The organism is Shewanella sp. MMG014 (genome assembly GCF_018100775.1).
Lineage (GTDB): Bacteria > Pseudomonadota > Gammaproteobacteria > Enterobacterales > Shewanellaceae > Shewanella > Shewanella japonica.
The window spans coordinates 150,127-174,164 of record NZ_JAGJDZ010000009.1; the positions used below are offsets into that span (position 1 = coordinate 150,127).

The 24,038-nt window shown below is 39.3% G+C and carries 20 protein-coding genes and 1 riboswitch; of the genes, 10 read left to right on the plus strand and 10 right to left on the minus strand.

The window, feature by feature from the left end; all coding sequences use genetic code 11:
- The first annotated feature begins 20 nt into the window (after positions 1-20).
- Positions 21-1,823: a PDZ domain-containing protein gene (locus tag J8L86_RS15255; RefSeq protein ID WP_211030943.1), complete on the plus strand. Its 1,803-nt coding sequence runs from the start codon at positions 21-23 to the stop codon at positions 1,821-1,823.
- Positions 1,824-1,922: 99 nt separating this feature from the next.
- Here the strand turns inward: J8L86_RS15255 and rdgC are convergent, their stop codons facing one another.
- Positions 1,923-2,834, minus strand: coding sequence for a recombination-associated protein RdgC (gene rdgC / locus J8L86_RS15260; RefSeq protein WP_055026432.1), 912 nt, complete (start codon positions 2,832-2,834; stop codon positions 1,923-1,925).
- A 345-nt stretch (positions 2,835-3,179) separates the two neighbouring features.
- On the opposite strand from rdgC, the gene J8L86_RS15265 reads away from it, so the two are divergent.
- From J8L86_RS15265 to J8L86_RS15290, 6 genes are all read left to right on the plus strand, one after another.
- Entirely contained in the window at positions 3,180-4,139 is a 960-nt protein-coding gene (locus J8L86_RS15265) for a porin (RefSeq protein ID WP_211030944.1), read from the plus strand.
- Between the two features lie 247 nt (positions 4,140-4,386).
- Entirely contained in the window at positions 4,387-5,076 is a 690-nt protein-coding gene (gene phoB, locus J8L86_RS15270) for a phosphate regulon transcriptional regulator PhoB (protein WP_055026434.1), read from the plus strand.
- A gap of 215 nt (positions 5,077-5,291) precedes the next feature.
- Positions 5,292-6,599, plus strand: a complete 1,308-nt coding sequence (phoR, locus tag J8L86_RS15275; protein ID WP_065108503.1) for a phosphate regulon sensor histidine kinase PhoR — start codon at positions 5,292-5,294, stop codon at positions 6,597-6,599.
- A gap of 252 nt (positions 6,600-6,851) precedes the next feature.
- On the plus strand, positions 6,852-7,808 hold the full coding sequence (locus J8L86_RS15280) for a hypothetical protein (RefSeq protein WP_211030945.1): 957 nt from the start codon (positions 6,852-6,854) through the stop codon (positions 7,806-7,808).
- A gap of 257 nt (positions 7,809-8,065) precedes the next feature.
- Positions 8,066-9,037, plus strand: a complete 972-nt coding sequence (locus tag J8L86_RS15285) for a phosphate ABC transporter substrate-binding protein PstS family protein (RefSeq protein ID WP_211030946.1) — start codon at positions 8,066-8,068, stop codon at positions 9,035-9,037.
- Between the two features lie 124 nt (positions 9,038-9,161).
- On the plus strand, positions 9,162-10,943 hold the full coding sequence (locus tag J8L86_RS15290) for a M1 family metallopeptidase (RefSeq protein WP_211030947.1): 1,782 nt from the start codon (positions 9,162-9,164) through the stop codon (positions 10,941-10,943).
- Between the two features lie 2,315 nt (positions 10,944-13,258).
- Here J8L86_RS15290 and J8L86_RS15295 read toward each other — a convergent pair.
- A complete protein-coding gene (locus J8L86_RS15295; protein WP_055026044.1) occupies positions 13,259-13,744 on the minus strand; it encodes a glutathione peroxidase in 486 nt (161 codons plus the stop codon).
- 309 nt (positions 13,745-14,053) lie between these two features.
- On the opposite strand from J8L86_RS15295, the gene J8L86_RS15300 reads away from it, so the two are divergent.
- The gene (locus J8L86_RS15300) at positions 14,054-14,596 is read left to right on the plus strand and encodes a YfaZ family outer membrane protein (protein WP_065108500.1); all 543 of its coding nucleotides are present in this window, start codon (positions 14,054-14,056) and stop codon (positions 14,594-14,596) included.
- 73 nt (positions 14,597-14,669) lie between these two features.
- On the opposite strand, the gene J8L86_RS15305 is transcribed toward J8L86_RS15300, so the two are convergent.
- The 8 genes from J8L86_RS15305 to J8L86_RS15340 all read right to left on the minus strand — a co-directional run bounded on the left by J8L86_RS15305 (position 14,670) and on the right by J8L86_RS15340 (position 21,242).
- Positions 14,670-14,831 carry a small highly charged protein gene (locus J8L86_RS15305; protein ID WP_119968964.1) on the minus strand — a complete coding sequence of 54 codons (162 nt, stop codon included), beginning with the start codon at positions 14,829-14,831 and terminating at the stop codon, positions 14,670-14,672.
- A 318-nt stretch (positions 14,832-15,149) separates the two neighbouring features.
- Positions 15,150-15,560: a copper resistance protein NlpE gene (locus J8L86_RS15310; protein ID WP_055026046.1), complete on the minus strand. Its 411-nt coding sequence runs from the start codon at positions 15,558-15,560 to the stop codon at positions 15,150-15,152.
- A gap of 18 nt (positions 15,561-15,578) precedes the next feature.
- A complete protein-coding gene (locus tag J8L86_RS15315; RefSeq protein ID WP_055026047.1) occupies positions 15,579-16,709 on the minus strand; it encodes a patatin-like phospholipase family protein in 1,131 nt (376 codons plus the stop codon).
- A 176-nt stretch (positions 16,710-16,885) separates the two neighbouring features.
- Positions 16,886-18,601 (minus strand): proline--tRNA ligase, encoded by a 1,716-nt coding sequence (locus J8L86_RS15320; RefSeq protein ID WP_211030948.1) that lies wholly within the window; start codon positions 18,599-18,601, stop codon positions 16,886-16,888.
- Positions 18,602-18,802: 201 nt separating this feature from the next.
- Positions 18,803-19,417 carry an acyltransferase gene (locus J8L86_RS15325; RefSeq protein ID WP_065108498.1) on the minus strand — a complete coding sequence of 205 codons (615 nt, stop codon included), beginning with the start codon at positions 19,415-19,417 and terminating at the stop codon, positions 18,803-18,805.
- Between the two features lie 126 nt (positions 19,418-19,543).
- Positions 19,544-20,281, minus strand: coding sequence for a tRNA (N6-threonylcarbamoyladenosine(37)-N6)-methyltransferase TrmO (gene tsaA / locus J8L86_RS15330; protein WP_055026050.1), 738 nt, complete (start codon positions 20,279-20,281; stop codon positions 19,544-19,546).
- A gap of 22 nt (positions 20,282-20,303) precedes the next feature.
- Positions 20,304-20,699: an Rcs stress response system protein RcsF gene (gene rcsF / locus J8L86_RS15335; RefSeq protein ID WP_055026051.1), complete on the minus strand. Its 396-nt coding sequence runs from the start codon at positions 20,697-20,699 to the stop codon at positions 20,304-20,306.
- A gap of 138 nt (positions 20,700-20,837) precedes the next feature.
- Complete coding sequence (locus J8L86_RS15340) at positions 20,838-21,242, minus strand: H-NS family nucleoid-associated regulatory protein (protein WP_055026052.1); 405 nt, start codon at positions 21,240-21,242, stop codon at positions 20,838-20,840.
- A gap of 449 nt (positions 21,243-21,691) precedes the next feature.
- Between J8L86_RS15340 and J8L86_RS15345 the strand changes: the two genes are divergently transcribed.
- Together J8L86_RS15345 and J8L86_RS15350 are read left to right on the plus strand one after the other, a co-directional pair.
- Positions 21,692-22,441 carry an electron transfer flavoprotein subunit beta/FixA family protein gene (locus J8L86_RS15345; RefSeq protein ID WP_055026053.1) on the plus strand — a complete coding sequence of 250 codons (750 nt, stop codon included), beginning with the start codon at positions 21,692-21,694 and terminating at the stop codon, positions 22,439-22,441.
- Positions 22,442-22,443: 2 nt separating this feature from the next.
- Entirely contained in the window at positions 22,444-23,367 is a 924-nt protein-coding gene (locus tag J8L86_RS15350; protein WP_065108496.1) for an FAD-binding protein, read from the plus strand.
- A 408-nt stretch (positions 23,368-23,775) separates the two neighbouring features.
- A riboswitch (Lysine riboswitch) is annotated at positions 23,776-23,996 on the plus strand.
- The last annotated feature ends 42 nt before the right edge of the window (positions 23,997-24,038 follow it).

A 24,038-nucleotide genomic window follows, 5' to 3' on the forward strand; every position in this document is an offset into this window, starting at 1 on the left:
AATAACAGAAGGAATCGATAGTGAAAGTCTCAAAACTGGCTATTTTTACCGCAGGGATATTTTTTTCAGCTTCTACCCTGGCTGAAGTGCAATATCAGATTGATCTCACACAACCACAACATCACCTTGCAAAAGTGAATGTGACCTTTCCAGAGTCATCTGCAGATACGCTTACAGTAAATTTACCGGTTTGGCGTACTGGTAAATATGCAGTGCTTCCACTTGCAGATGGTGTGCGTTTATTTAAGGCGACAGATGACGATGGTAATGCACTAAATTGGCAGAGAACTGCAACAGGTGAGTGGACGATTGAGCTACAAGAGCCGACAGAGGTCAATGTGAGTTATCAGCTTTACGCTAATGATTTAGGAACTCGTGTTCGCCATATTGATGAATCCCATGCTTATTTAGATGCCAGTGGCGTATTTATGTATAGCCCCGAGTTTCGCCAAGATAAGGTGAATGTTTCGATGACGGTGCCTAAAGGCTGGCAAAGTTATTCAGGAATGGAATCAGGACGCAGTAAGCACTCTTTTGTTGCTGATAATTATGATGTATTGATCGATTCTCCAATCGAAACTGGAGTAAACACGCACTACAGCTTTGAAGCTGATGGACGTGATTATGAAGTGGTTTTTTGGGGCGAAGGTAACTATGACGCTGAACAAATCGTCACAGACCTAACAAAAATCAGTAGCACAGCTAAAGTCATATGGGATGATTACCCTTTTGAACGTTACGTCTACATGATCCACGCTACCAGTGGCGCACGTGGTGCAACTGAGCACTTAAATTCGACCATTATTCAACTGCCAAGGTTTAACTTTCGTGAGCGAAAGGATTACCTACGCTTCATTAGTACAGCATCACATGAGTTTATCCATACATGGAATGTGAAAGCCTACCGTCCTGAAGGGTTAGTACCTTACGACTATCAAAAGGCAAGCATGACTGAGTTATTGTGGATGGCCGAAGGCTCAACCAGTTATTTCCAAAATCAATTATTGCTTCGTGCTGACGTTATTACGCCAAAAGAGTTTTTTGCTGATTTAGCAAAACGTATTGATAGAAATCTCAACAAACCTGGGCGGGAAATTCAATCTGTTGCTGAAGCTAGCTTGAATGAATGGACTAATACAGGTGGCGATTATGCCATTAACCATGGTGTTAATATTTATTCTGAAGGTTATTTAGCTTCTTTATCTTTAGATTTTAACCTTTTAGCAGACACTGAGCTTGCTCATTCTTATCGTGATGTTCATCGTAAGTTATATCAAGACTTCAAGTTACCTAAAGGGTATAACGTTGATGATGTGAAAAACATATTAGCAACGCTTTCTGGCAAAGATTATCAACCTTGGTGGCAGTCACATATTACATCACCATTTAGTTTAGAGTTTGACTCATTACTGGCTCAAGCTGGATTGGTCTTATCTTATGGCGACAGTGAAAAAGCGACCGTTTACAGCGGTCTTACATTAACTGGTCAGCATAACGATCTCACGCTTGCTCATGTGACACGTAACAGCCCTGCATGGCTGGCGGGTATTGTAGCGGGCAATGAAATTATTGCGGTTAATGGATTAAAAGTGACTGCAGCTGGGTTCAAAAAGCGTTTAGAAGACTTTAACGCAGGTGACGAAATTGAACTGACTATTTTTAATAATGATAAGTTAACTCAAGTTTCACTGACACTAGAAGAGCAACCTAAAGGTGATTTAGCGATTGAAGGTGTGTCTAATCCGACTAATGCGCAAAAAGCATTCTTAAAAGCTTGGCTTGGTATTGATTGGCCATTTGATGATGCAGGTAAATTCATCTAGTTATTAATTGTTAAAAAGCCCTCAATGCGAATGCGTTGAGGGCTTTTTTATGTATCAATAATTTTAACCGCTGCTTGTTATCCTAGCAGGGGAAGTCATTTAGATATTCTCTTCTATTGGGCCTAATGCTTGTTGTAATGCATTGATAAAGGCAACAAGCTCTCCGCCCATTAGTGCGAAGTCTGCATCTAATTTGGCTAAAGGATCTTCAGTGCCAACATCATCAGTTGCCGCTCTGAATTCTTCAGAAAATTTAAGACGCTTCACGCTGGCGTCTGATTGCAATAAAAATGCGATAGATTGGCCAAAATGTAGCGCTAACTTGTGCACCTGCTTACCTGTAGCAAGGTGTGCTAGCACTTCATCTTCTTGCAGTACCTGCTGTTTAAAGCGCACGATACCACCTTCATCTGAATCTGACTTTAGTTCTGCTTCATCTTGCATTTCAAATGGCTGTGGCGATGAACCATTGCGTAACCATTCAGTTAATGTGGTTTCAATTGGCGTAGTAAAGTGAAGTGGTATAACTGGCAAGCTACCGAGCGCTTTACGTAATAATGCGAGTAACTCTTCTGCTTTTGCTGCACTTGAGCTATCAACCAGAATCATCTCAAGTTCTGGCATGATTAACGCGTGAGTTTGACTGCGACGAGAAAATGCCCGAGGCAGAAGCGTCATAGTGATCTCTTCTTTCATCGCATCTTTTTCTTTCTTGGTGACTTTGCGACTTTCTTGATCTTCTATTAATGCCACTTTTTCATCTAAAGCTTCTTTAATCACCTGACCTGGTAGAATCTTTTCTTCTTTGGTCACACAAATGAGGTGGCGATTTTCAGCACTGTGCACCAATGCATGGCCTTGTTTACCTAACGCTTTTGAAAATCCAAATTTACTGATGTCTTGGCTAGAACATGGCGAGAAAGTGAAATCAGCTAATGCTGTTTCTAGTGCCTCGGTATCGGTAGTGAAAGGTTTATTGAAACGATAAAGGGTGAGATTTTTAAACCACATAAAAAGACACTCATCAAAAATTAAAAATGCAGTTTACGGGATCCATGCGCTGGGGTAAACCATCAAAATACTGCAGCTTGATTGTTCTATATTCAGAATTCATTAAACTGTAATATTTCATAATTTCTAATCAAATCTATTAAAAATCAGTAGCTTGTTTGTTCTTTGCTTTTACTGAATTAGCTTTAACTTAATAAACTCGGCTTTTTGAAATATTTCTGCAACAAAAGGCGTGCACTATTCGCATCGTTCCCAAGCTATTAGGCAGCAAATATCTGCTTGTTCCAACCTGATAGCAGCACAAAAAATGGTGTAAAACACCAAAAAATATGTCTAAAGGATGAAATGATGAATGCTTTTTATAAAACGTTAGTTGCTTCTGCTATTGCCACTGCTACGCTTTCAACTGCCCATGCAGCAGAACCTCTAGAAGTATATGGTAAGTTGAATGTGTCAGTTCAGTCGAATGACGAAGGTGACGGTTCAGTAACTGAAATTCAAAGTAATGCATCACGTTTCGGTGTAAAAGGCGGATTTGAATTAAGTGAGTCTTTAGAAGCGTTTTACACTATCGAATACCAAGTTGATACTGGCAATGCTAGTTCAGATAACTTCACTGCTCGTAACCAGTTTGTTGGTTTAAAAGGTAACTTTGGTTCTTTCGCTGTGGGTCGTAACGACACTATGCTGAAAAAATCACAAGGTAAAGTTGACCTATTTAACGATTACTCAGGCGATTTAAAAGCACTTTTCAAAGGTGAAAACCGTCTAGCGCAAACTGCAACTTACTTAACGCCAAAGTTTGGTGATTTTCAAGTTGGTGTAACTTACGCTGCTGAAGGTGATAGCAAGCAAGAAGAAAGTGATGGTTTCAGTATTGCGGCTATGTACGGTGATTCTGGTCTAAAGAAAAGCCCTGTTTATGCTGCAATTGCTTACGACTCTGAAGTTGCGGGTTACGACATCGTTCGTGGTACTGTTCAAGGTAAAATCGCTGGTTTTGTATTAGGCGGTATGTACCAGCAAGAAGAAAAAGTTGATAGCGGTTCAAGCATCGATGGTTACTTACTAAGTGCAGCTTACAAAATTAAAGAAGTAACGTTAAAAGCACAATACCAAGACATGGAAGACAAAGGTGATTCATGGTCAATTGGTGCAGATTACTCGTTAGGTAAGCCTACAAAACTATTCGCTTTCTACACTGACCGTACTTCAATGGGCACAGTAGAAGAAGACAATGGTGACATCATCGATATCTCTATCGATGAAAGCTACTTCGCTGTAGGTATTGAACACAAGTTCTAAATTAAGCATTTAATCAATGCTTCAGCTAGATTCTTGATAATAAAGGAGGCGTTAGTCTCCTTTATTTTTTATTGCAGCAATAGTGAGTTAGCTCTCTATACGTTGCACTGTTAACAAGTTAGATTGAAAAGAATGATAGATTTATGACAAAAATATGATTTTATAGCTTTTTTGAGTGCTAAGATCATATTTCTGTAATAAAACTGACCAATAATACTCAAGCGGCTTACTAAACACAGAAAAGATTATGACAGCTAAGATTTTAATTGTAGAAGATGAGTCAGCCATTCGTGAGATGCTGACCTTTGTTATGGAACAACATGGTTTTACCACATCTGCTGCTGAAGACTTTGATTCAGCCGTTGAGCTACTGCAAGAGCCTTACCCGGATCTCATCCTGTTGGATTGGATGTTCCCTGGCGGCAGTGGCATACAATTGGCTAAACGCTTAAAGCAAGATGAATTTACACGTCAAATTCCTATCATCATGCTCACTGCTCGCGGTGAAGAAGAAGATAAGGTAAAAGGCTTAGAAGTGGGAGCAGATGATTACATCACTAAACCTTTCTCTCCTAAAGAGCTTGTGGCACGTATTAAAGCCGTTTTACGTCGTAGTGCACCTACGCGTCTAGAAGAAACCATTGATGTGCAAGGATTGTTACTGGATCCTGTCAGTCATCGCGTTTCGGTAGGCGAGTCGGTTCTAGACATGGGGCCAACCGAGTTTAGATTGCTGCACTTCTTTATGACTCACCCAGAGCGTGTCTATAGCCGTGAACAGCTATTAGATAATGTGTGGGGCACGAATGTTTATGTAGAAGACAGAACTGTTGATGTACATATTCGTCGTTTACGTAAAGCGGTTGAAGACTCTGGGCATGATAAGTTAATTCAAACCGTACGTGGTGCTGGTTACCGTTTTTCGACCAGAATGTAATATTTAAAGCCGCAGATAAAAAACTACTGCAGTAGATTGCATTGAGTAACGACATAAGGAGTATGTTGTTGTATTTTACAATCTCTCAGTGGTTTTTTAACAATTAGTCGTGGTCAGAGATTTCATTTTACGCTATCTTGTGAGCCAATATTTACCTACCAACAATTAGGTAATAATCCGCAAACTGGATTATTTACATTAATTTTAGGCTACTTATGTTTCGATCTTATTCAGGATCTCGCTTGCTATTACGGCTCCTCGGAATTGAGCTTGTATTCGCCCTTATCGGCTTATTGATAAATCAAGTCGCACTCACCCTTATTATTGGCAGTATTCTTTTATTAGGATGGCATTACCGACAAATTAGTCGTCTTAATTTTTGGCTTTGGAAAGACAGAAAATTAACGCCTCCTCAAGGGACGGGTAGCTGGGAAGGTATTTTCAATGGTATCTATCGCTTACAAGGTAAAAACCGTCGTAGAGTCGGCCAACTCGCTTCGTTATTGAGCCGCTTTAGACAAGGTGCAGAAGCACTGCCTGATGCTGCAGTTGTACTAGATTCCGAGTTGAATATTCTATGGTGTAACAAGCTTGCTCAACTGATTTTAGGGTTTGTTTGGCCGCAAGATAATGGTCAAAGAATCGATAATTTAATCCGTCACCCAGATTTTTCTGAATACCTTAAAAAAGGTGAATTTAATGAACCGCTTGAATTGGCATCTCCAGTGTCAGAGCAGCGTTTATTAGAAATCCGCTTAATGAGTTACGGTGACAGGCAATTATTATTAATCGCTCGCGATGTCACACGAATTAACCAATTAGAAGGGATGCGAAAAGAGTTTGTAGCGAATGTATCCCATGAACTTAAGACACCGCTAACAGTGCTTCAAGGCTATTTAGAAATCATGCAAAGCATGGAAGAGCCAGACAGCATGAACCATAAACCATTGAATCTGATGCAACAACAAACAAGACGTATGCAATCAATGGTCGAGCAATTGTTAGCTTTGTCTCGTATCGAAGATGGTGCCGATATTGATTTGGAAAAAACCATCAATATGAGAGCGATGTTAGATATCTTAAAAGATGAAGCTTCAGCGCTAGCCCTCGATCAATATGATTTATCTTTTTATTGCGAAGACGACTTAGATTGCCACGGTAACGAGCTACAATTACGTAGCGCGTGCACAAATTTAATCTCTAATGCGATTCGTTATACCGAGCCTGGTGGTAAGGTGACTGTGCGCTGGGAAATGGTACCAACAGGCGCCCAATTTAGTGTGACTGATACAGGTCTTGGTATTGCTCCACAGCATATTAATCGTTTAACCGAACGCTTTTATCGTGTGGATAATGCACGTTCAAGTAAGACGGGCGGTAGTGGGCTAGGCCTAGCTATTGTAAAGCATGCTTTAAGCCATCATTACAGTGAGTTAACCATTACTAGTGAGCTTGATAAAGGCAGCTGTTTTAGTTTTATTATCCCCACAAACTTGGTCGTAAAAAACAACACAAGTAATTAACTGCTAGTATTACTTCATTTAATAAAGCCAACTCATGTCAATGTGAGTTGGCTTTTTATTTATAGGCTAATTGTTTTAACTGCTTGTCATTAGACTGCTTGTGATGCAGTTAACATCCCCGCTCAGAGTAAGTCGTAAAGTGTCTCGCAATTCATTAACATGCCCTACAATATGTATCAAAGCGCTTTTTCTGTGACGCTTTCGCTCAGCTGTTTTGGCTGAACCTCATTTAATTACTTTTGTTTCGGAATTATGTTTAATTACTCAGTTAAATCTAAATCAGTGTTATTGGTCAGTGTTTTACTTTTAGGTGTTAGTTTTACTGCTAATGCCAACAACGATGTTAACACTGTAGTACAACAACAGACTAAGCCGTCTCACTGGAGTGGTTTGCCCTTATTGTCTGATAAAGCGATTGAGCGAGGCTATGAGTTACCTATCCCCGTAGGCGTAAGCCTTTTTTATAACAACATAGATGCCGACTACATTGCTGTTAATGACTTTGAGGTTCAAGTAGATGGTGGTTTATTAGGGTTTCGTGGCCCCAATGATTACGTCGTGCCTGCTGAAGATGTCAGTATTTCAGGTTCTGATAGAAGTGTGCAGCTTAAAATTGATGCGTGGATATTACCGTTTTGGAATGTCTATGGTTTGTTGGGGTATACCGAAGGTAACAAAGATATCTTGGCTAAGTTAGATAATGTTGAAGGTTTGCCTTGTGATGAGGCCTGTAATGGCGTGGTACTACCAATTCCTATTAATTATACCGCTAAAAATTACGGTATCGGTACTGTGCTTGCGGGACAAATAGATCCCATTATTGGTGATACTCCTGTGATTGTGATGGCCGTGGGGGCAATAGTGAAAGCCAACACAAATACAACTGATAGTGTCATTAAAACTAAAATTGCTTCAGTAAGAGTAGGGCAACGATTTGATGTAGGCACCGACAAGCTAGCTTGGTTTTTAGCATTCAGCCATCAAAGTGTTGATCAGAATGTCACCGGTGATTACTCCTTTGTTGGCACAGAGCTTGAACCTTTAATGGAAGAGGTGAAATTTGATATCGATTTGGCGAAAGAAGAAACTAAAAATATGTCATTGAGTATGAACTATGACTTCGGGCCGAAAAATGAATGGAATTTATATGCTGAGTATGGCTTTTTAAATTGGCAGCATTTAATTATCGGTTTTGGGCGCCGTTTTTAATTGAAATCAACAAAGCTTGTCATATAACGTCAATAAAAAATGAGTGTGTATTTAGGGGGAGGATAAAGTGAGCCTCTATAAGTCACTGTTTAAATAGTATTTTAAGTTAGTATTTGCGGGGTTGCAGCAGGTGTAACAAGAATGTCAAAAATGTTGATTGTCATACAACTGTCACATATTGGTCATAGACTTGTCATCGTAGCAATTGATACTGAGCGTGTCTTAAATAACAACGCTTATAATACCGGAGCATTACAATGAAACTTAAACAGCTAGTTGGCGCTATTGCCTTTACTGCAGCTGGTGTATTTTCAGCAACATCGTTGGCAGCAATTGATAAAACATTACCTGTGTACGAAAAAACAAGTGGTGTTTCAGGTAATTTATCATCAGTGGGTTCAGATACACTTGCTAACATGATGACGTTATGGGCTGAAGAGTTCAAACATATTTACCCTAACGTAAATATCCAAATTCAAGCTGCTGGTTCTTCTACTGCACCACCAGCATTAACTGAAGGTACTTCACAATTCGGTCCAATGAGCCGTCAAATGAAGCCTAACGAAGTTGAAGCATTTGAAAAGCATTACGGTTACCAACCAACGGCAATTCGTGTAGCAATCGATGCATTAGCAGTATTCGTACATAAAGATAACCCAATTGAAGGTTTAAGCATCGAGCAAATCGATTCTATCTTCTCGTCAACTAAGAAATGTGGCGGTAACGACGTAAATCGTTGGGGTGATGTTGGTTTAGACGGCAACTGGTCTAAGAAAGACATCCAGTTGTACGGTCGTAACTCAGTATCAGGTACTTACGGTTACTTCAAAAAGAAAGCACTTTGTAAAGGTGATTTCAAAGCAAACGTAAACGAGCAACCGGGTTCAGCTTCAGTAGTTCAATCTGTTTCTCAAGGCCTTAATGCAATCGGTTACTCAGGTATCGGTTACAAGACTGCAGGTGTTAAAGCTGTAGCAATCTCTAAGAAAGGCACTAAATACATTGATGCAACAGCAGGTAACGCTGCAAATGGTACTTACCCATTATCTCGCTACCTATATGTTTACATCAACAAGCACCCTAACAAAGATTTATCACCAATGGATCGTGAATTCATCCGTTACGTGTTATCTAAGCAAGGTCAGCAAATCGTAGAAAAAGACGGTTATGTACCACTACCTCGTAGTGTTGTTGCAAAAGACCTAGAAAAAGCTGGAATTAAGCTGTAATACAATCCCACTTTTGACACTAAAAGCCTCATTCGTGAGGCTTTTTTGTGTCCGCTTAATAGACTCGATGAAAAGACCTAAGTGAGTTAATATAACCCGATAATAATTCCAATAAGGGTTTGATGTGGCTGAACAATTAGATTTCACTCGTGACTACCATTCTGTTGCTAACACTGATGACATTATCGTGCATCATATAGCGCTTTTCCTTGATGTTGACTTTGACAAACAGCAACTTCATGGACAGGTTAATTTGCAATTTAAACGGCAGACATCCGCTGTGCATTTGGTGCTAGATAGCCGTGATTTGTTGATTGATGCCGTGACAGATATCCATGGAAACCAGTGTCACTATTCACAGGAAAGCTTAAGCGAGTTTCAAGGCGGGCAAATCACTGTTGATATCGGTACAGAGATTACCGAAGTGGTTATTCATTATCGTACTTCGCCTAGTGCCCAAGGATTACAGTGGTTAACTCCTGAGCAAACCTTAGGTAAACAACACCCTTATCTATTTAGTCAATCTCAGCCTGTTAATGCCCGAAGCTGGATCCCGCTGCAAGACAGCCCGAAGGCCAGAATCACTTTCAATGCGAGTGTCAAAGTTAATAACGGTCTTCGTGCAGTAATGAGCGCCGCTAATTCTTCTGCTATACCTCAAGATGGTCAATTCTATTTTGAAATGGAAAAACCCATTCCAACTCATTTGCTTGCGCTTGCAGTTGGCGATTTAGCTTATGGTGAGATTAGCCATCGATGCGCTATTTATACAGAACCTGGCATGCTTGATAAGGCGCTCAAGGAGTTTGAAGATACCGAATCAATGATTGTGGCTGCTGAATCTTTATTGGGGCCTTATCCTTGGGATCGTTATGACATGATAGTGCTGCCACCCAGTTTCCCTTTTGGTGGGATGGAGAACCCACGTTTAGCATTTATTACTCCAACATTAATTGCAGGTGATAAAAGCTTAGTGTCAACCGTGGCGCATGAATTAGCCCACTCTTGGACAGGCAATTTAGTCAGTAATGCAACCTGGCGTGACTTATGGCTAAATGAAGGTTTTACCACATATTTCACCAATCGTTTGGTTGAAAAAATATATGGCCAAGAACAAGCGGAACTTGAGTGGGTGATTGAATATGGCCGCTTAAAAGAAGAAATGCTATCAATGCCACTAAGTGCACAAACTTTGCCAGCCAATGTCCAGTTTCAAGATGCTAACGACTCATTTAATCGATTTACTTATGATAAAGCCTCTATGTTTGTACATGAGCTTGAATCGAGGCTAGGCCGCGCTGATTTTGATGTGTTCTTATTTAATTATGTTCAGCAGTTTAAGTTTGAGGCTATTACAACAGAGACGTTTGTAGAGTATGCCAAACAAACCTTATTACACCAGCATGGCGATAAAATATCAGAGGGTGAATTACTCACTTGGGTTTATGGTGAGGGCCTACCTGAGTGGTTCGAGGGCCCAACATCAAGTAGCTTAGACAAAGTGACCTCGGCATTAACACAATTTTGCGCAGGAGGGCATGCAAAGCAATTGAATGTGGCAGGCTGGCGAGTGCACCATTGGCAGTATTTTATCAACCAATTACCATTTCAATTAACGCAGGTTCAGTTGAAAGATTTGGATATGACCTTTGGTTTTACTCAGAGCAAAAATGCAGAGCTTGCATGTGACTGGCTTAGAGTCGCCATTCGAAACCATTATGAGATAGTGCTGCCAACCGTCGCTGAATTCTTAGGAAGTATTGGACGAGCAAAATTTGTAAAACCCCTCTACAGTGAATTGCTTATTGCTGGCTATGTGGATTTTGTGTCAGATATTTATCAGCAAACAAGAGCAAGCTATCACCCATCATTACAAGTACAACTGGATGTTATGCTTACGTCATAAAACTCAAGTTACCTCGATACTCCTTAGCTAAATAACGAACAAAAAAATGGCAACCCGATGGGTTGCCAGAAGTATTTCTTGTGGGACATAAGTTAATCATACGCTAGCGGATTAACAGGTTCCCAAATAAGGGGGATGATGATGAACAATGAAACAGTCGTAAACTAATTCGGTTAGCGATCATTTAATGTTGCCGTGATGAAGGGCTAATCAAACTTGAGATGTTGGGTAAGTAAGAATCCACTTAACCATTATCAACTCGCTACAGTTACTCAGAGTATCGGTTTAACAAAAGGTTCAATGTCATGAGTAAAAAAATACATTTTTTAGGAAAAATTTTTAGCATAAAGAGACCTGTTTAAAATTAACCCAACTCTTCTTGCTTTGAACGAAACTTGCCCGATTAACCTCAAATTTTATTTGCTGAATTTAAGATAAAAAAATGGCAACCCAATGGGTTGCCAGAAGTATTTCTTGCGGGACATAAGTTAATCATACGCTAGCGGATTAACAGGTTCCCAAATAAGGGGGATGATGAACAATGAAACAGTCGTAAACTAATTCGGTTAGCGATCATTTAATGTTGCCGTGATGAAGGGCTAATCAAACTTAAGATGTTGGGTAAGTAAGAATCCACTTAACCATTATCAACTCGCTACAGTTACTCAGAGTGGTGGTTTAATAAAAGGTTCAATGATTTTATAAAAAAATGATTTTTTCATTCTATTTATATCCAAGATGCATTTTTATCCAAGATTCATTTTTAACCAACACTCCTTTCTATCTCATACGAACATAAGCGTGCGGGCTTTGTATGGAAGGGGTCATTTTTGTATTGATTAAAGCACAAATAAAAAATGGCAACCCAATGGGTTGCCAGAAGTATTTCTTGCGGGACATAAGTTAATCAAGCGCTAGCGAATTAACAGGTTCCCAAATAAGGGGGGATGATGATGAACAATGAAACAGTCTTAAACTAATTCGGTTAGCAATCATTTAATGTTGCCGTGATGAAGGGCTAATCAAACTTGAGATGTTGGGTAAGTAAGAATCCACTTAACCATTATCAACTCGCTACAGTTACTCAGAGTGTCGGTTTAATAAAAGGTTCAATGATTTTATAAAAAAATAATCTTTTCATTTCATTTTTATCCAAGATTCATTTTTAACCAACACTCCTTTCTATCTCATACCAACATAAGCGTGTGGGCTTTGTATGGAAGGGGTCATTTTTGTATTGATTAAAGCACAGATAAAAAAATGGCAACCCAATGGGTTGCCAGAAGTATTTCTTGCGGGACATAAGTTAATCAAGCGCTAGCGAATTAACAGGTTCCCAAATAAGGGGGATGATGATGAACAATGAAACAGTCTTAAACTAATTCGGTTAGCGATCATTTAATGTTGCCGTGATGAAGGGCTAATCAAACTTGAGATAGTTGGTAAGTAAGAATCAACTTAACCATTATCAACTCGCTACAGTTACTCAGAGTGGTGGTTTAATAAAAGGTTCAATGATTTTATAAAAAAATGATCTTTTCATTTTATTTATATCCAAGATTCATTTTTAACCAACACTCCTTTCTATCTCATACCAACATAAGCGTGCGGGCTTTGTATGGAAGGGGTGATTTTTGTATTGATTAAAGCATAGATAAAAAAAATGGCAACCCAATGGGTTGCCAGAAGTATTTCTTGTGGGACATAAGTTAATCAAGCGCTAGCAGATTAACAGGTTCCCGAATGGGGGGATGATGATGAACAATTCAAAAACCAGTAAAGCAGTCTTAAAAATAATTCGGTTAGCATTGGTTGATGAGACCATGTTGATAAATTGTCTTGTGAAGTAAACCGTGATGAAGGGTTTGCTTTACCATTAACGCTTACCAACTTGCTACATATACTCAGAGCGTTGCTTTTCAAAAAGGTTCAAATAAATTTAAAATTTTTTATAAAAATATAAAAAAACTGATTTTTGATGACCTAGAGTCTTGCCATTACGCCGCTTTTTATGAGTTTTAGCTAGTCGGAGAGGAGTACTATTATGATTGAGATGTCGATGTATTGGCTTACGTATTTAGAGCCATAAAAAAAGGCAATCAAATGATTGCCTATCGATCCACTTTGAGATCAAGGGGACCGCGCTAGAAGTCCCAGGGAGATGATGAAAGTGAAATCACACTGTCTTAGTAAGTAAGACTCTCCCTTCTCTGGATAGTTCAAAAAAAATACAATTTATTTTGATATTTATTTTGATATTTATTTTGATATGACTTTTGATAAATTTTTTGTATTTAAATTCAGTGGGTTGATGTTTATTTTAATAAGCCCTCAATTTCACTCATTAGGTTTTCCGGCTTTGTTGTTGGTGAATATCGATTGAGAACCTTGCCATCTTTGTTGATTAAAAACTTTGTAAAGTTCCATTTTATCGACTGACTACCTAATAATCCCTTAGCTTGTGACTTCAAGAAAGTATATAGCGGTGCTGAATCTGGGCCGTTTACATCAATTTTGCTAAATAGTGGGAAGGTGACCCCGAAATTAATTTCACAAAATTCACTGATAGCTGCTTCGTCGCCTTTTTCTTGTTTACCAAATTGATTACACGGAAAACCTAATACCACAAAACCTTGATCTTTATAGAGTTGGTATAAATGTTCCAGTGGTTTGTATTGATGAGTAAAGCCACATTCACTAGCGGTGTTAACGACTAACACAACTTTGTCTTTAAATTGTGCCATTGAAACGGTATTACCTTGAATATCAACTGCTGATTGATCGTAAAAAGACTGACTCATAACTTACTCCTCATAGATTTGTTCTTACTATATCTGATCAACTCTAATAGCACAATTAAGTTGTGCGCAATTTAAATTTTTTGTTGTGAGTTAGATATCAAAAACACTGCTATTTCGTTTATTTTTTAGCAATGTCGTCATCAATATTTATAAGTAGCAAGTATGAATCATTTGGTTAAATTGTTATTAACGCGTTTGAAGTTTGTATGCGAGTGATTGATTTGTCACCAGCGTGACTGATTTATAAAGACTTAATAATAATGGTCAGTATAATCTCGGCAAATTATGATTCTTGATTGAGGTATTAACATGAGCAAAACCATTAAAGCTGTAGCCATAGCGGCAGTAAGTGCACTATCGTTGAATGCAAGTGCATCCGAATTAACGTTTGGTATAAGCGAACATGTGGTTTCTGCTGATTTAAAATCTTACCTTAATGAGCATACCAACCTTGAAGCGGGTTACATTTATTCTGATAAAAAAGGACATTTGGCTGAATTTGCGATGCACATGGTTCATCAAACTGGTCCACATACTATTGAAGTAGGCCCTAAATGGTCTTCAGTTTGGTTTGATAATAATCCAAATGGCAGTGTGATATCAGTGGGTGGTCATTACAGCTTGGCGCTGAATAACAATTTATCATTACATGGAGATGCTTATTATGCACCTTCTGTATTATCTTTTTCTAACGTCGATGGCTACACCGAGCTCGGTGCAAAAGTGAAGTATAGCTTTAACCCGAATATGGCATTGTTTGTAGGTTACCGTAACTTAACATTCAAATATGACGACCGATCAGATCGCTCATTTGACGATGGTTTCTATATTGGCGGTACGGCAAAATTCTAGCACTTTCATCGTTGGTCGTTCATATATAAAAAAGCAAGTTGCTGAGCAACTTGCTTTTTTTTATGGCAGTCTGTCACTGATATTGGTTCGCCTCAAAATCTAATTCAGCGTAATCATCGGCATAACGTTTTTTGGTATCCTTTCTACGATGATTGACTTTTTTCGTTTTGGGCTTGGTTTCAACTTCTTCATCCCAAAGAAGATCGTCGATATCGAATTTATAGTTTTGAGACATAACTCTTTCCAAAGTGATGCTACTACAGCTGAGTTTTTAGGGCTGTCATAGCGTATATCATGACTGGTTACCCGTACTTTTTACCGAATTTTATTTTGAAGCGAAAGCAAAATATATGTGCTTTGTTGGTGAAAAATTCTTTCCGACCTATCTGGTATCATTCGCTTATGTTAGGCGGTAGCCGGGAAGCTAATTGCTAACAATGTATATCGACGACTGGACATACTGTTGGACATATAAGGGGAAGGCTTTTTTATGAGCTGATTTTTTGAACTGATTTTTTGAACTGATTTTTTGAACTGATTTTTTGAACTGATTTTATGAACTGATTTTATGAACAATGTACTGCTCTTCGTGTTCCCCACGTATTCGTTGACTTTCCACATTCAATAAGTACATTTTGCTTTCTACAACTTGGTAAATTTGCCCTCGATCTAAATAGATTATATTTCCTGTACTATCCCAATTGAACTCACCTGAACTGACAAATGGGTTAGGGTCTTGTCCTAAGTGCTCTGTTGAAATGGTGTATTGATTAGGGGCAATTAAGGTGAGTATGGTTTTCATTCCGTTGCAGCTTGGACAAGGAAAAACGCCTTGGTAAGTGCCTGCCCAGTCAACCGTATGTAAGCTGCCTTTGAGAGGATCGGGGTCAAATTGTAACTTAGTGTCATTGCAGGCTGCTAACATCAGCAAAGTTGCTAGAGCAATTATCCTTATTGCGTCCATAACATTCCTTTTATCCAGCTAGGTAGTCTTGATATTAAAAAAGTCCTTAAAGGTGTCTATCTGTGTCATTGCGTCTTGATAACCTAAATCAATTAAAGCACTTGTGTAGGCTTTTTCAAATAATAGGTAAGAAACCACACTTGAGTCTGACTGACTATCTATACCAATGAATTTGAGGAGTATCCTTATCGCGAGGGGAAGATCTTTATAATATCTTGCTGCAATTTCGCTTAGGTCCTCACTAGGCTTTATAACTAACGTATTAATCTTCCTTAGGTTTATCATTTCCACATCTGCGCCAGGAATTAAATCTAAGGTGGTATTAATTCTTTCAAGCCGCTCAAGATCACTGTTTAAGGTGTCAGAAAAAATGGTATCGAGTAAGTGACCCGCGATGGTGGCAGCTTTTGGGTGAGCATCAATTTCGTGTTGTGGTTTTTTATGTGGGCTATCGAGGTTAATAACCATGATTTTATCAGCCCCCAAATGAATTGAACTTGATAGCGGGGATAATTGATGCACTGAGCCATCGCCAAAGTAAGCTTGATTGAGCTTAATTGACGGAAAAACCAAAGGAATAGCTGATGTTGCCATCAAATGGTTGGTCGTCAGTGTGCAGCGGTTTCCTTGCCGTCTGGCTCTTTGCCAATCATCGACACTATTATGGGCTTGGTAGAAACTGTATGAATGTGAGTCGTTATAACTAGAAGCATCAATACTAATCGCTTTTAGCGCGCCACTGCCAATGTTTCGCTCAATGCGTTGGAAGTCTATTAGCTGGTTAAGTAACTGACGTAACGGAGAGTTATCGAGCAAACTACCGGCATCAGTGTTCATTTTATCAGTCTGTAGGCCTTTTAATGCCATCTTGCAAAGGTGTTTGAATACATCCCAAAAAGAAGAGCGATATACTTTTTTAGTTTCAAAATGACGCCATACCCAATCGAGCTTTTTAACACCTAAATGAAAACACGATGCATGGGTTGCTAACGAAGTGGCATTAATTGCACCAGCTGAAGAACCACTGAGGATTGCAAATGGAATGTGGTGATTGCGAGGGTACAGTTGTACTAAGGCTTTTAACACACCAATTTGGTATGCAGCCCTAGCGCCACCGCCACCTAATACCAGTGCAATAGTCTCTGACAACGTTTATCTCCTTATTGTGTTTAACATCATGATATCAGTATGGTTAATATTATCTGGTTAGACGAGTTAATGAAGGTTTTTTTACACCATCGTATAAATTTTTAGTAAAAAAAACGCACCCTAAGGTGCGTTTAATGTCTTTCACTGAGGCAGATTTTAGCTAGCCTAATGAAGGTTTAACCTTTAATAGATGACTTAATGAAGTCAACGATTTGGTCAAAAGGAATTTCTTGCTTTTCACCAGTGCGGCGATTTTTATATTCAAATACACCCGCGTCGATATTACGGTCACCAATTACGACAACGTGAGGTAGACCAATTAGCTCCATGTCATTGAACATGACACCTGGGCGCTCTTTACGATCGTCCAGTAAGATTTCAATACCTTCAGCACTCAAATCTTTGTATAACTGCTCTGCCATTTCTTTTACACGATGCGATTTGTGCATGTTCATCGGTAAAATACCCACAGTGAATGGGGCAAGGGTCGCTGGCAACATCATGCCTCGGTCGTCGTGGTTTTGCTCAATTGCTGCAGCAACAATACGACTGACACCGATACCATAACACCCCATCAGCATTTCTTTTGCTTTACCGTTTTCATCAAGTACGGTTGCACCCATGGCTTCTGAGTAATTGGTTCCAAGTTGGAAGATGTGACCCACTTCGATACCACGTGCAAACTCGTAAGTGCCTTTACCGTCAGGCGTTGGCTCACCTTCAACAACGTTACGAATATCCATCGCTTGCGCCATTGGTAAGTCACGTTCCCAGTTAATGCCAAAATGATGTTTGCCATCTTGGTTGGCACCCGCTGCGAAATCGCTCATCACAGCAACATCTTTGTCAATGATGGTCGGTATTGTTAAGCCAACAGGGCCTAAAGAGCCAGTGCTTGCACCAATGGCATCTTTGATTTCTGCGTCAGTTGCAAACTCAAGTGGTGCTGCAACAAGTTCGTGCTTATCGGCTTTTAATTCATTTAGCTCATGATCGCCACGTACGATTAGCGCTACAAGCGGCGCTTCTTCAGTCGCACCTTTAACAATCAATGTTTTCACTGTTTTAGTGATTTCAACGTCAAATTGTTCAACTAACTCGGCAATCGTTTTAGCATTTGGCGTATCAACTAAAGTCATTTCTTGAGTTGGTGCAGCTAACTTTGTTGTAGGCTCAGCTGTTTCTGCTTTCTCGATATTGGCTGCGTAATCACTGCCGTTTGAGTAAGCAATTAAATCTTCGCCGCTATTTGCAAGTACATGGAATTCATGTGAAGCACTGCCGCCAATTGAGCCTGTATCTGCGATAACAGGACGGAAAGCTAACCCCATACGCTCAAAAATTTTACTGTATGCATTATGCATTTGTGCGTAGGTGTTATCTAAACACTCTTGGCTTAAATGGAATGTGTAAGCATCTTTCATCAAGAACTCACGAGCACGCATCACACCAAAACGAGGACGAACCTCATCACGGAATTTTGTTTGAACTTGATATAAGTTCAATGGTAATTGCTTATAAGAGCTAACTTCTTTACGTACAAGGTCGGTAATGACTTCTTCATGCGTTGGACCTAATACGAAGTCGCGATTGTGGCGATCTTGAAAGCGGAGCAATTCTGGACCGAATTTTTCCCAGCGACCAGTTTCAGCCCATAAATCGGCTGGCTGAACTAGGGGCATTAAGATTTCAACAGCACCAGCATTATTCATTTCTTCACGAACAATCGCCTCAACTTTACGCAATACGCGTAATCCGCTGGGCAGCCATGAATAAAGGCCTGATGCATTACGGCGGATAAAACCTGCACGTAACATTAATTGATGACTGATCACTTCTGCATTTGCAGGAGTTTCTTTTTGTGTTGAAAGCAGGTAATTGCTAACTCGCATTCCCAATGTCCACTTAGTAGCTATTAATGGGCGACATTTTAGCACTTGCAACGATGTTGTCACCAGATAATTAACAACATCTTGGCTTTAATATATGGAACAAGGGCATTGAAATAATTAAACCAATAAGACGCTGGTTTAACATCGCCATGTTAGCAAGGAAAATTGAACGACAAGGCGTTATTGTGCAGCACTTTTTAACTACTTATCGCGCCTATCGCCGATTATTTTAGCAGGGTTTCCTGCAACAATAGCGAACTCCGGGACATCTTTGGTGACAATGCTGCCCATACCGACAATGGCTTGATTACCAATAGTGACACCATCAACAATACCAGCTTGTGCTCCAATCCAAACATCATCACCAATTGTGATCCCTTTGGCTGTAACAGCTTGTTGGTAAATAGGGCTATCGACGGACATCCCGTGATTAAATGCGTATATAGTCACGTTATTTGCTATGCGGGTCTTATTGCCGATCGTGATCCCTACTTTTCCGCCATCAAATGAACAGCCGTGGTTAATCGCGACCTCATTACCCAGTGTAATAGGGCCGTGGAGGAACACATCAGCTGCAATCATACATTGGTTACCTATATGAATGTCACGTCCACGTTCTGCAAAAAGGTTGGCTTCAGGAGCGATAAAACTGTGCTCACCAATATGAATAGTTTCAACTTGGGTTAAATGTTGTTGGATCTCGTCTTGCCAAGGCTTTGCCCAGACTAAGTGTTTTTCTTTTAACGAAAAATAAAGCCAAGGCATCCAAGATAGGCGTTTTTTATGCTGAGTTTGATAATCAGGTTTATTATTCATTATTAAGCCTAAGATTAAGTTAACGAAATTATTATTATGACCGTTAGATTTAAAACATTGTTAGATAAATCAATTCGCCTAAAAATGGGTGAAAATGACATAGTTAATCGAAAAGCGAAGTTTATTTTAACATACGCTAGTCGGTTTAATTTCAATCACCTCAATCGTTTTATCATTAACTCGCCAAAATACATCTATATCAAATAAAGCCACTTGATAAATTTTAAGATCTACTTTGGCTTTTTTATATGCAGGCCTTGGGTCTTGCGCTAAAACATCCGTAATTACTTGTTGTAAATGCGATATATCAAGCGCTTTAGAGTGAGCCAAAACTTGTGTTTCAGCTAATGATGAATATTGAACCTCTATTAATTCTGGTGCTGATTGAGCAATGCCCCCAGTTGCATTATCAATGGCGTCAGAAAATGGAATATAGGGTTTTATGTCAATGATTGGTGTGCCATCTAATAAATCCATTCCAGATATTTCTAGGCAAACTTTACCGTTGCGTCTAACAACTGAATGTAATTTAACTACAGATTGGCCAATGCCATTTGGTCTAAAAGTAGAGCGGGTAGCAAATACGCCTAGCTTTTCATTTCCGCCTAGTCGAGGAGGTCTAACGGTGTTTTTCCAGCCTTGTGCTAAGTTTTCATGAAAACAAAAAAGTAGCCAAAGGTGTGAATATTGTTCAATACCCCTGACGGCATCGAGTTGGTTAAATTTGGGGGTTAACTCAACCCAGCCTTTGACATTAACTAGGCCAGGTTGCCTAGGAATACCAAACTTTTGTTTATATGGCGTGCGACAAATTGCAACCGCTTCAATATCAGATTGAAACGGCTGGTCAGAATGAGTAGTCATGAATTAAATAATAGTAAAAAGGTTATTGCACATTGTGCATTTTAATTGCTTGGCCGACGCAGAATGCTTGGGTAAAGCAAGTTTCTGTTGGTTGTTCTGTTAATAGGCACTTCTTAACGATAAGTCCATTAGCACCCAGTTCATTGGCCTTCTTACGGGCTTGTGTGCGGGCATCAGCGACATTAGCGGGTACGCCAGTTTCCGTTTCTTGACAAGACTCGCCTTCAACTAGGGCAACAATATCAAATGCGCCAGTTGGACGTTCACCGTCTTTAAATAGTTCAACGCTTGTTGGCTTGAAATACTCATCTATGGCTTTACTGTCTAAATTACTATTAAAAGTATAATCACTTGCGCAGCCTGATAATAAAAAGCTTGATACTAGTGCGAAAGACATCATTGGACGAGAAACATTCATAATACAGGCCTAATTGAGTGGTGTGCTGCGAAGGGGTTAGTTTACATGGCTTATGGCGTCGAGGAAATACTGTTTACTCATCCTAGATAACAAAAAAGCTTACCGAAGTAAGCTTTTTATCATATCGTAGATTAAGACTTATTCCATACCAGGAATTAAGAAGTCTTCCATTGTTTTACCATTATCTACTTGGTTTTTAAATACAGTTGGCATGCGGCCTTGACCAGTCCATTGAATTAATTCGCCATCTACTTCAATTTGATATTTAGCAGGGCGTGGGGCACGCTTTTTAGGCGCAGGCTTTGCTGTTACTTCACCTAAATCTTCAATTGATAAACCGCTATTTTCAATTTGAGCTAATATTTCAGCAATGCGTGCATTACGCTCAGCATTGGCTTCTAATTCAGCTTTTTCGTCTTCTTCTCTTTCTGTAATGATTTTTTCAAGCTTAGTAGAAAGTTCACGTAATTCATCTAGTGATAACTCTTTTACTGCAGCTTTAAAACGACGACCATGTGTCAAAATTTCTAAAAAGTCACTCATATCAATGTGCATCCTAATGATTTTAATTAATAAGTATCTCAAGTAATTCTGTGATGATTAAATAATACCTATCAATACTCTAAATTGGTTAATTGTTATCAAACTAGAGTGTAAATTGATGCGACTATTTAAATTGTTAAAACAAAAAAAGATAGTAAAAAAAGCACGGTTACTTGAATTGCTCTTAATAATAGAAAGTAAATTTGATTGGATCAAATAAAAAACCTTTAAATAGGCAAATTTTAATTAAAAAGCGTTAATTAAGTCTAAAAGTAATATTTTATTTGCATATATAAGTTATTTATCAGCAGTCTCTTAACTAAAAATTATATAAACAAGTGTTTGACTTTGGTTGACGTTAACGTTAACAGGACGTAAAGTTATGCCATATTGCATTGGCTGAAGCCAATGTGCCATCCACATACATTGAAGGTGTAGAAGGAAATCCCATGAAAGTATTGGTGCCTGTAAAGCGCGTAGTCGATGCCAATGTGAAAGTCAGAGTAAAAGCTGATAACACAGATGTTGATACTGCTAATTTGAAAATGGCCTTGAACCCATTTTGTGAAATCGCGGTAGAAGAAGCCGTTAGACTAAAAGAAGCGGGAAGTGTCACAGAAGTTGTAGTGGTGAGTATTGGTGCCAAATCAGTACAAGAGCAGTTACGTACTTCAATGGCTTTGGGTGCTGACCGTGCCATTCATGTGACGACTGATGAAGATTTAGTGCCGTTATCAATTGCTAAAATTTTAAAAGCGGTTCAAGAAAAAGAACAAGCTGATGTGATTATTTTTGGTAAGCAATCAATTGATGGCGACAATAACCAGACAGGCCAAATGCTTGCTGCTTTAACTGATATGCCACAAGCAACATTTGCTTCTGAATTAACATTAACTGCTGACAGTGCTGAAGTGACTCGTGAAGTTGATGGTGGGTTACAAACATTAAAAATGCCGTTACCAGCGGTGGTGACTGCGGACTTACGCTTAAATGAGCCTCGTTATGCTTCATTACCTAATATTATGAAAGCAAAGCGTAAACCACTTGAAACCTTATCTATTGATGACTTGGGTGTAAGCCTTAAAGCACATCAAAATGTGATTAAAGTGACGCCACCTGCAGAACGTCAAGCAGGTGTCATGGTGAGTTCGGTGGCTGAACTTGTTGAAAAGTTAAAAAATGAAGCGAAGGTGATCTAATTATGGCTATTTTAGTATTAGCAGAACACGATAACGCAAGTTTAAAATTAGACACGGCCAAAGTCGTTAGTGCAGCAACTGCAATTGGCGGCGATGTCCATGTGCTTGTTGCTGGTAGTCATGTTGGTGCTGTGGTTGCTTCTGCACAAGCACTATCGGGTGTGAGTAAAGTCCTTGTCGCTGACAATGCTGCTTATGAAGCGCAAATGGCTGAAAACCTTTCTAAGTTAATTGTTAATGTCGCCAGTGATTACGATTACGTGCTAGCAGCAGCAAGCAGTGTAGGTAAAGATACACTTCCTTGTGTGGCAGCATTATTAGATGTTGCGCAAATTTCTGAAGTCGTAGATGTGGTGAGTGCTGACACATTTGTACGTCCTATTTATGCAGGTTCTGCATTGGCGACAGTACAAAGCTTAGATGACAAAAAAGTGATGACGGTTCGTACCAGTGCATTTGATGCTGCAGGCAACGATGGCAATGCTGAAGCGGTTAACGTTGATTTTGTTGCAGAAGCTAAGACAGTTTTTGTTTCGCAAACTCTCACAGAATCTGAGCGCCCTGAATTAGGCAGCGCTGGAGTGATTGTTTCTGGTGGTCGTGGCATGGGTAGCGGTGAGAACTTTGCTATTCTAGAAGCATTAGCTGACAAGCTAACCGCTGCCGTTGGCGCTTCACGTGCCGCTGTTGATGCTGGTTATGTTCCTAACGATTTACAAGTCGGTCAAACAGGTAAAATTGTTGCTCCTGATCTGTATATCGCTGTCGGTATATCTGGCGCTATTCAACATTTAGCGGGTATGAAAGACTCTAAAGTGATTGTGGCTATCAATAAAGATCCTGAAGCGCCAATTTTCCAAGTGGCTGATTATGGACTTGAAGCAGACTTATTTGATGCGATTCCAGAGTTAACTCAATCTTTGTAATTATAAACTGATTGTAGAAAAAGGTTTTTGTCTTTTAGGCAAAAACCTTTTTTTTGGGTCGCAGTTTATGGCGTGATTATTCGATAGTTTGTTTTAGTGTCAGTGCGCATTAAATGACATTGTTTTTCAGCTTTATCATTGCTAAACCTATTGAACGATATAAATACACCTGAATTAATTCAATAATCAGATTTTTTAAGCATATTAATCTCACTGTCGTTAATTGATGGATAATCCTTCGCTTGCTAACAATTCGTTACGGTGTCGATATCGTCTTGTGTTGTTTTTTGATTGTGATGTTATTTCTCACAAGATAAGCTAGTTTTATCTGGTAATTAACCTCGTGCTTATGTTTGTATGGTCTTGTGTCGCGGCAGTGAGCTTTTATAAAGCATTTAAACTGTCGTATACATAAGTAGAGGCGCATCAAATATCAGTATGGTTAAGTTGGTTGATACCAATAACTTAATTTGAAAGGATTTGGTGCCGAAGTGAATCGGTACGATCAATACCATTTGCTGGGGCAGTTTCCGAAAGGGGCTGCACTGTCATAGTAATTTTTATCCGTGAGGATAAAACAATGGATATCGATGTTGATATCGATATTACTGTGGAGTGCTACTGAAAAGATTCTTGTCTTCGCTTTATGCGATGTCTTGCCTTATCAGTTA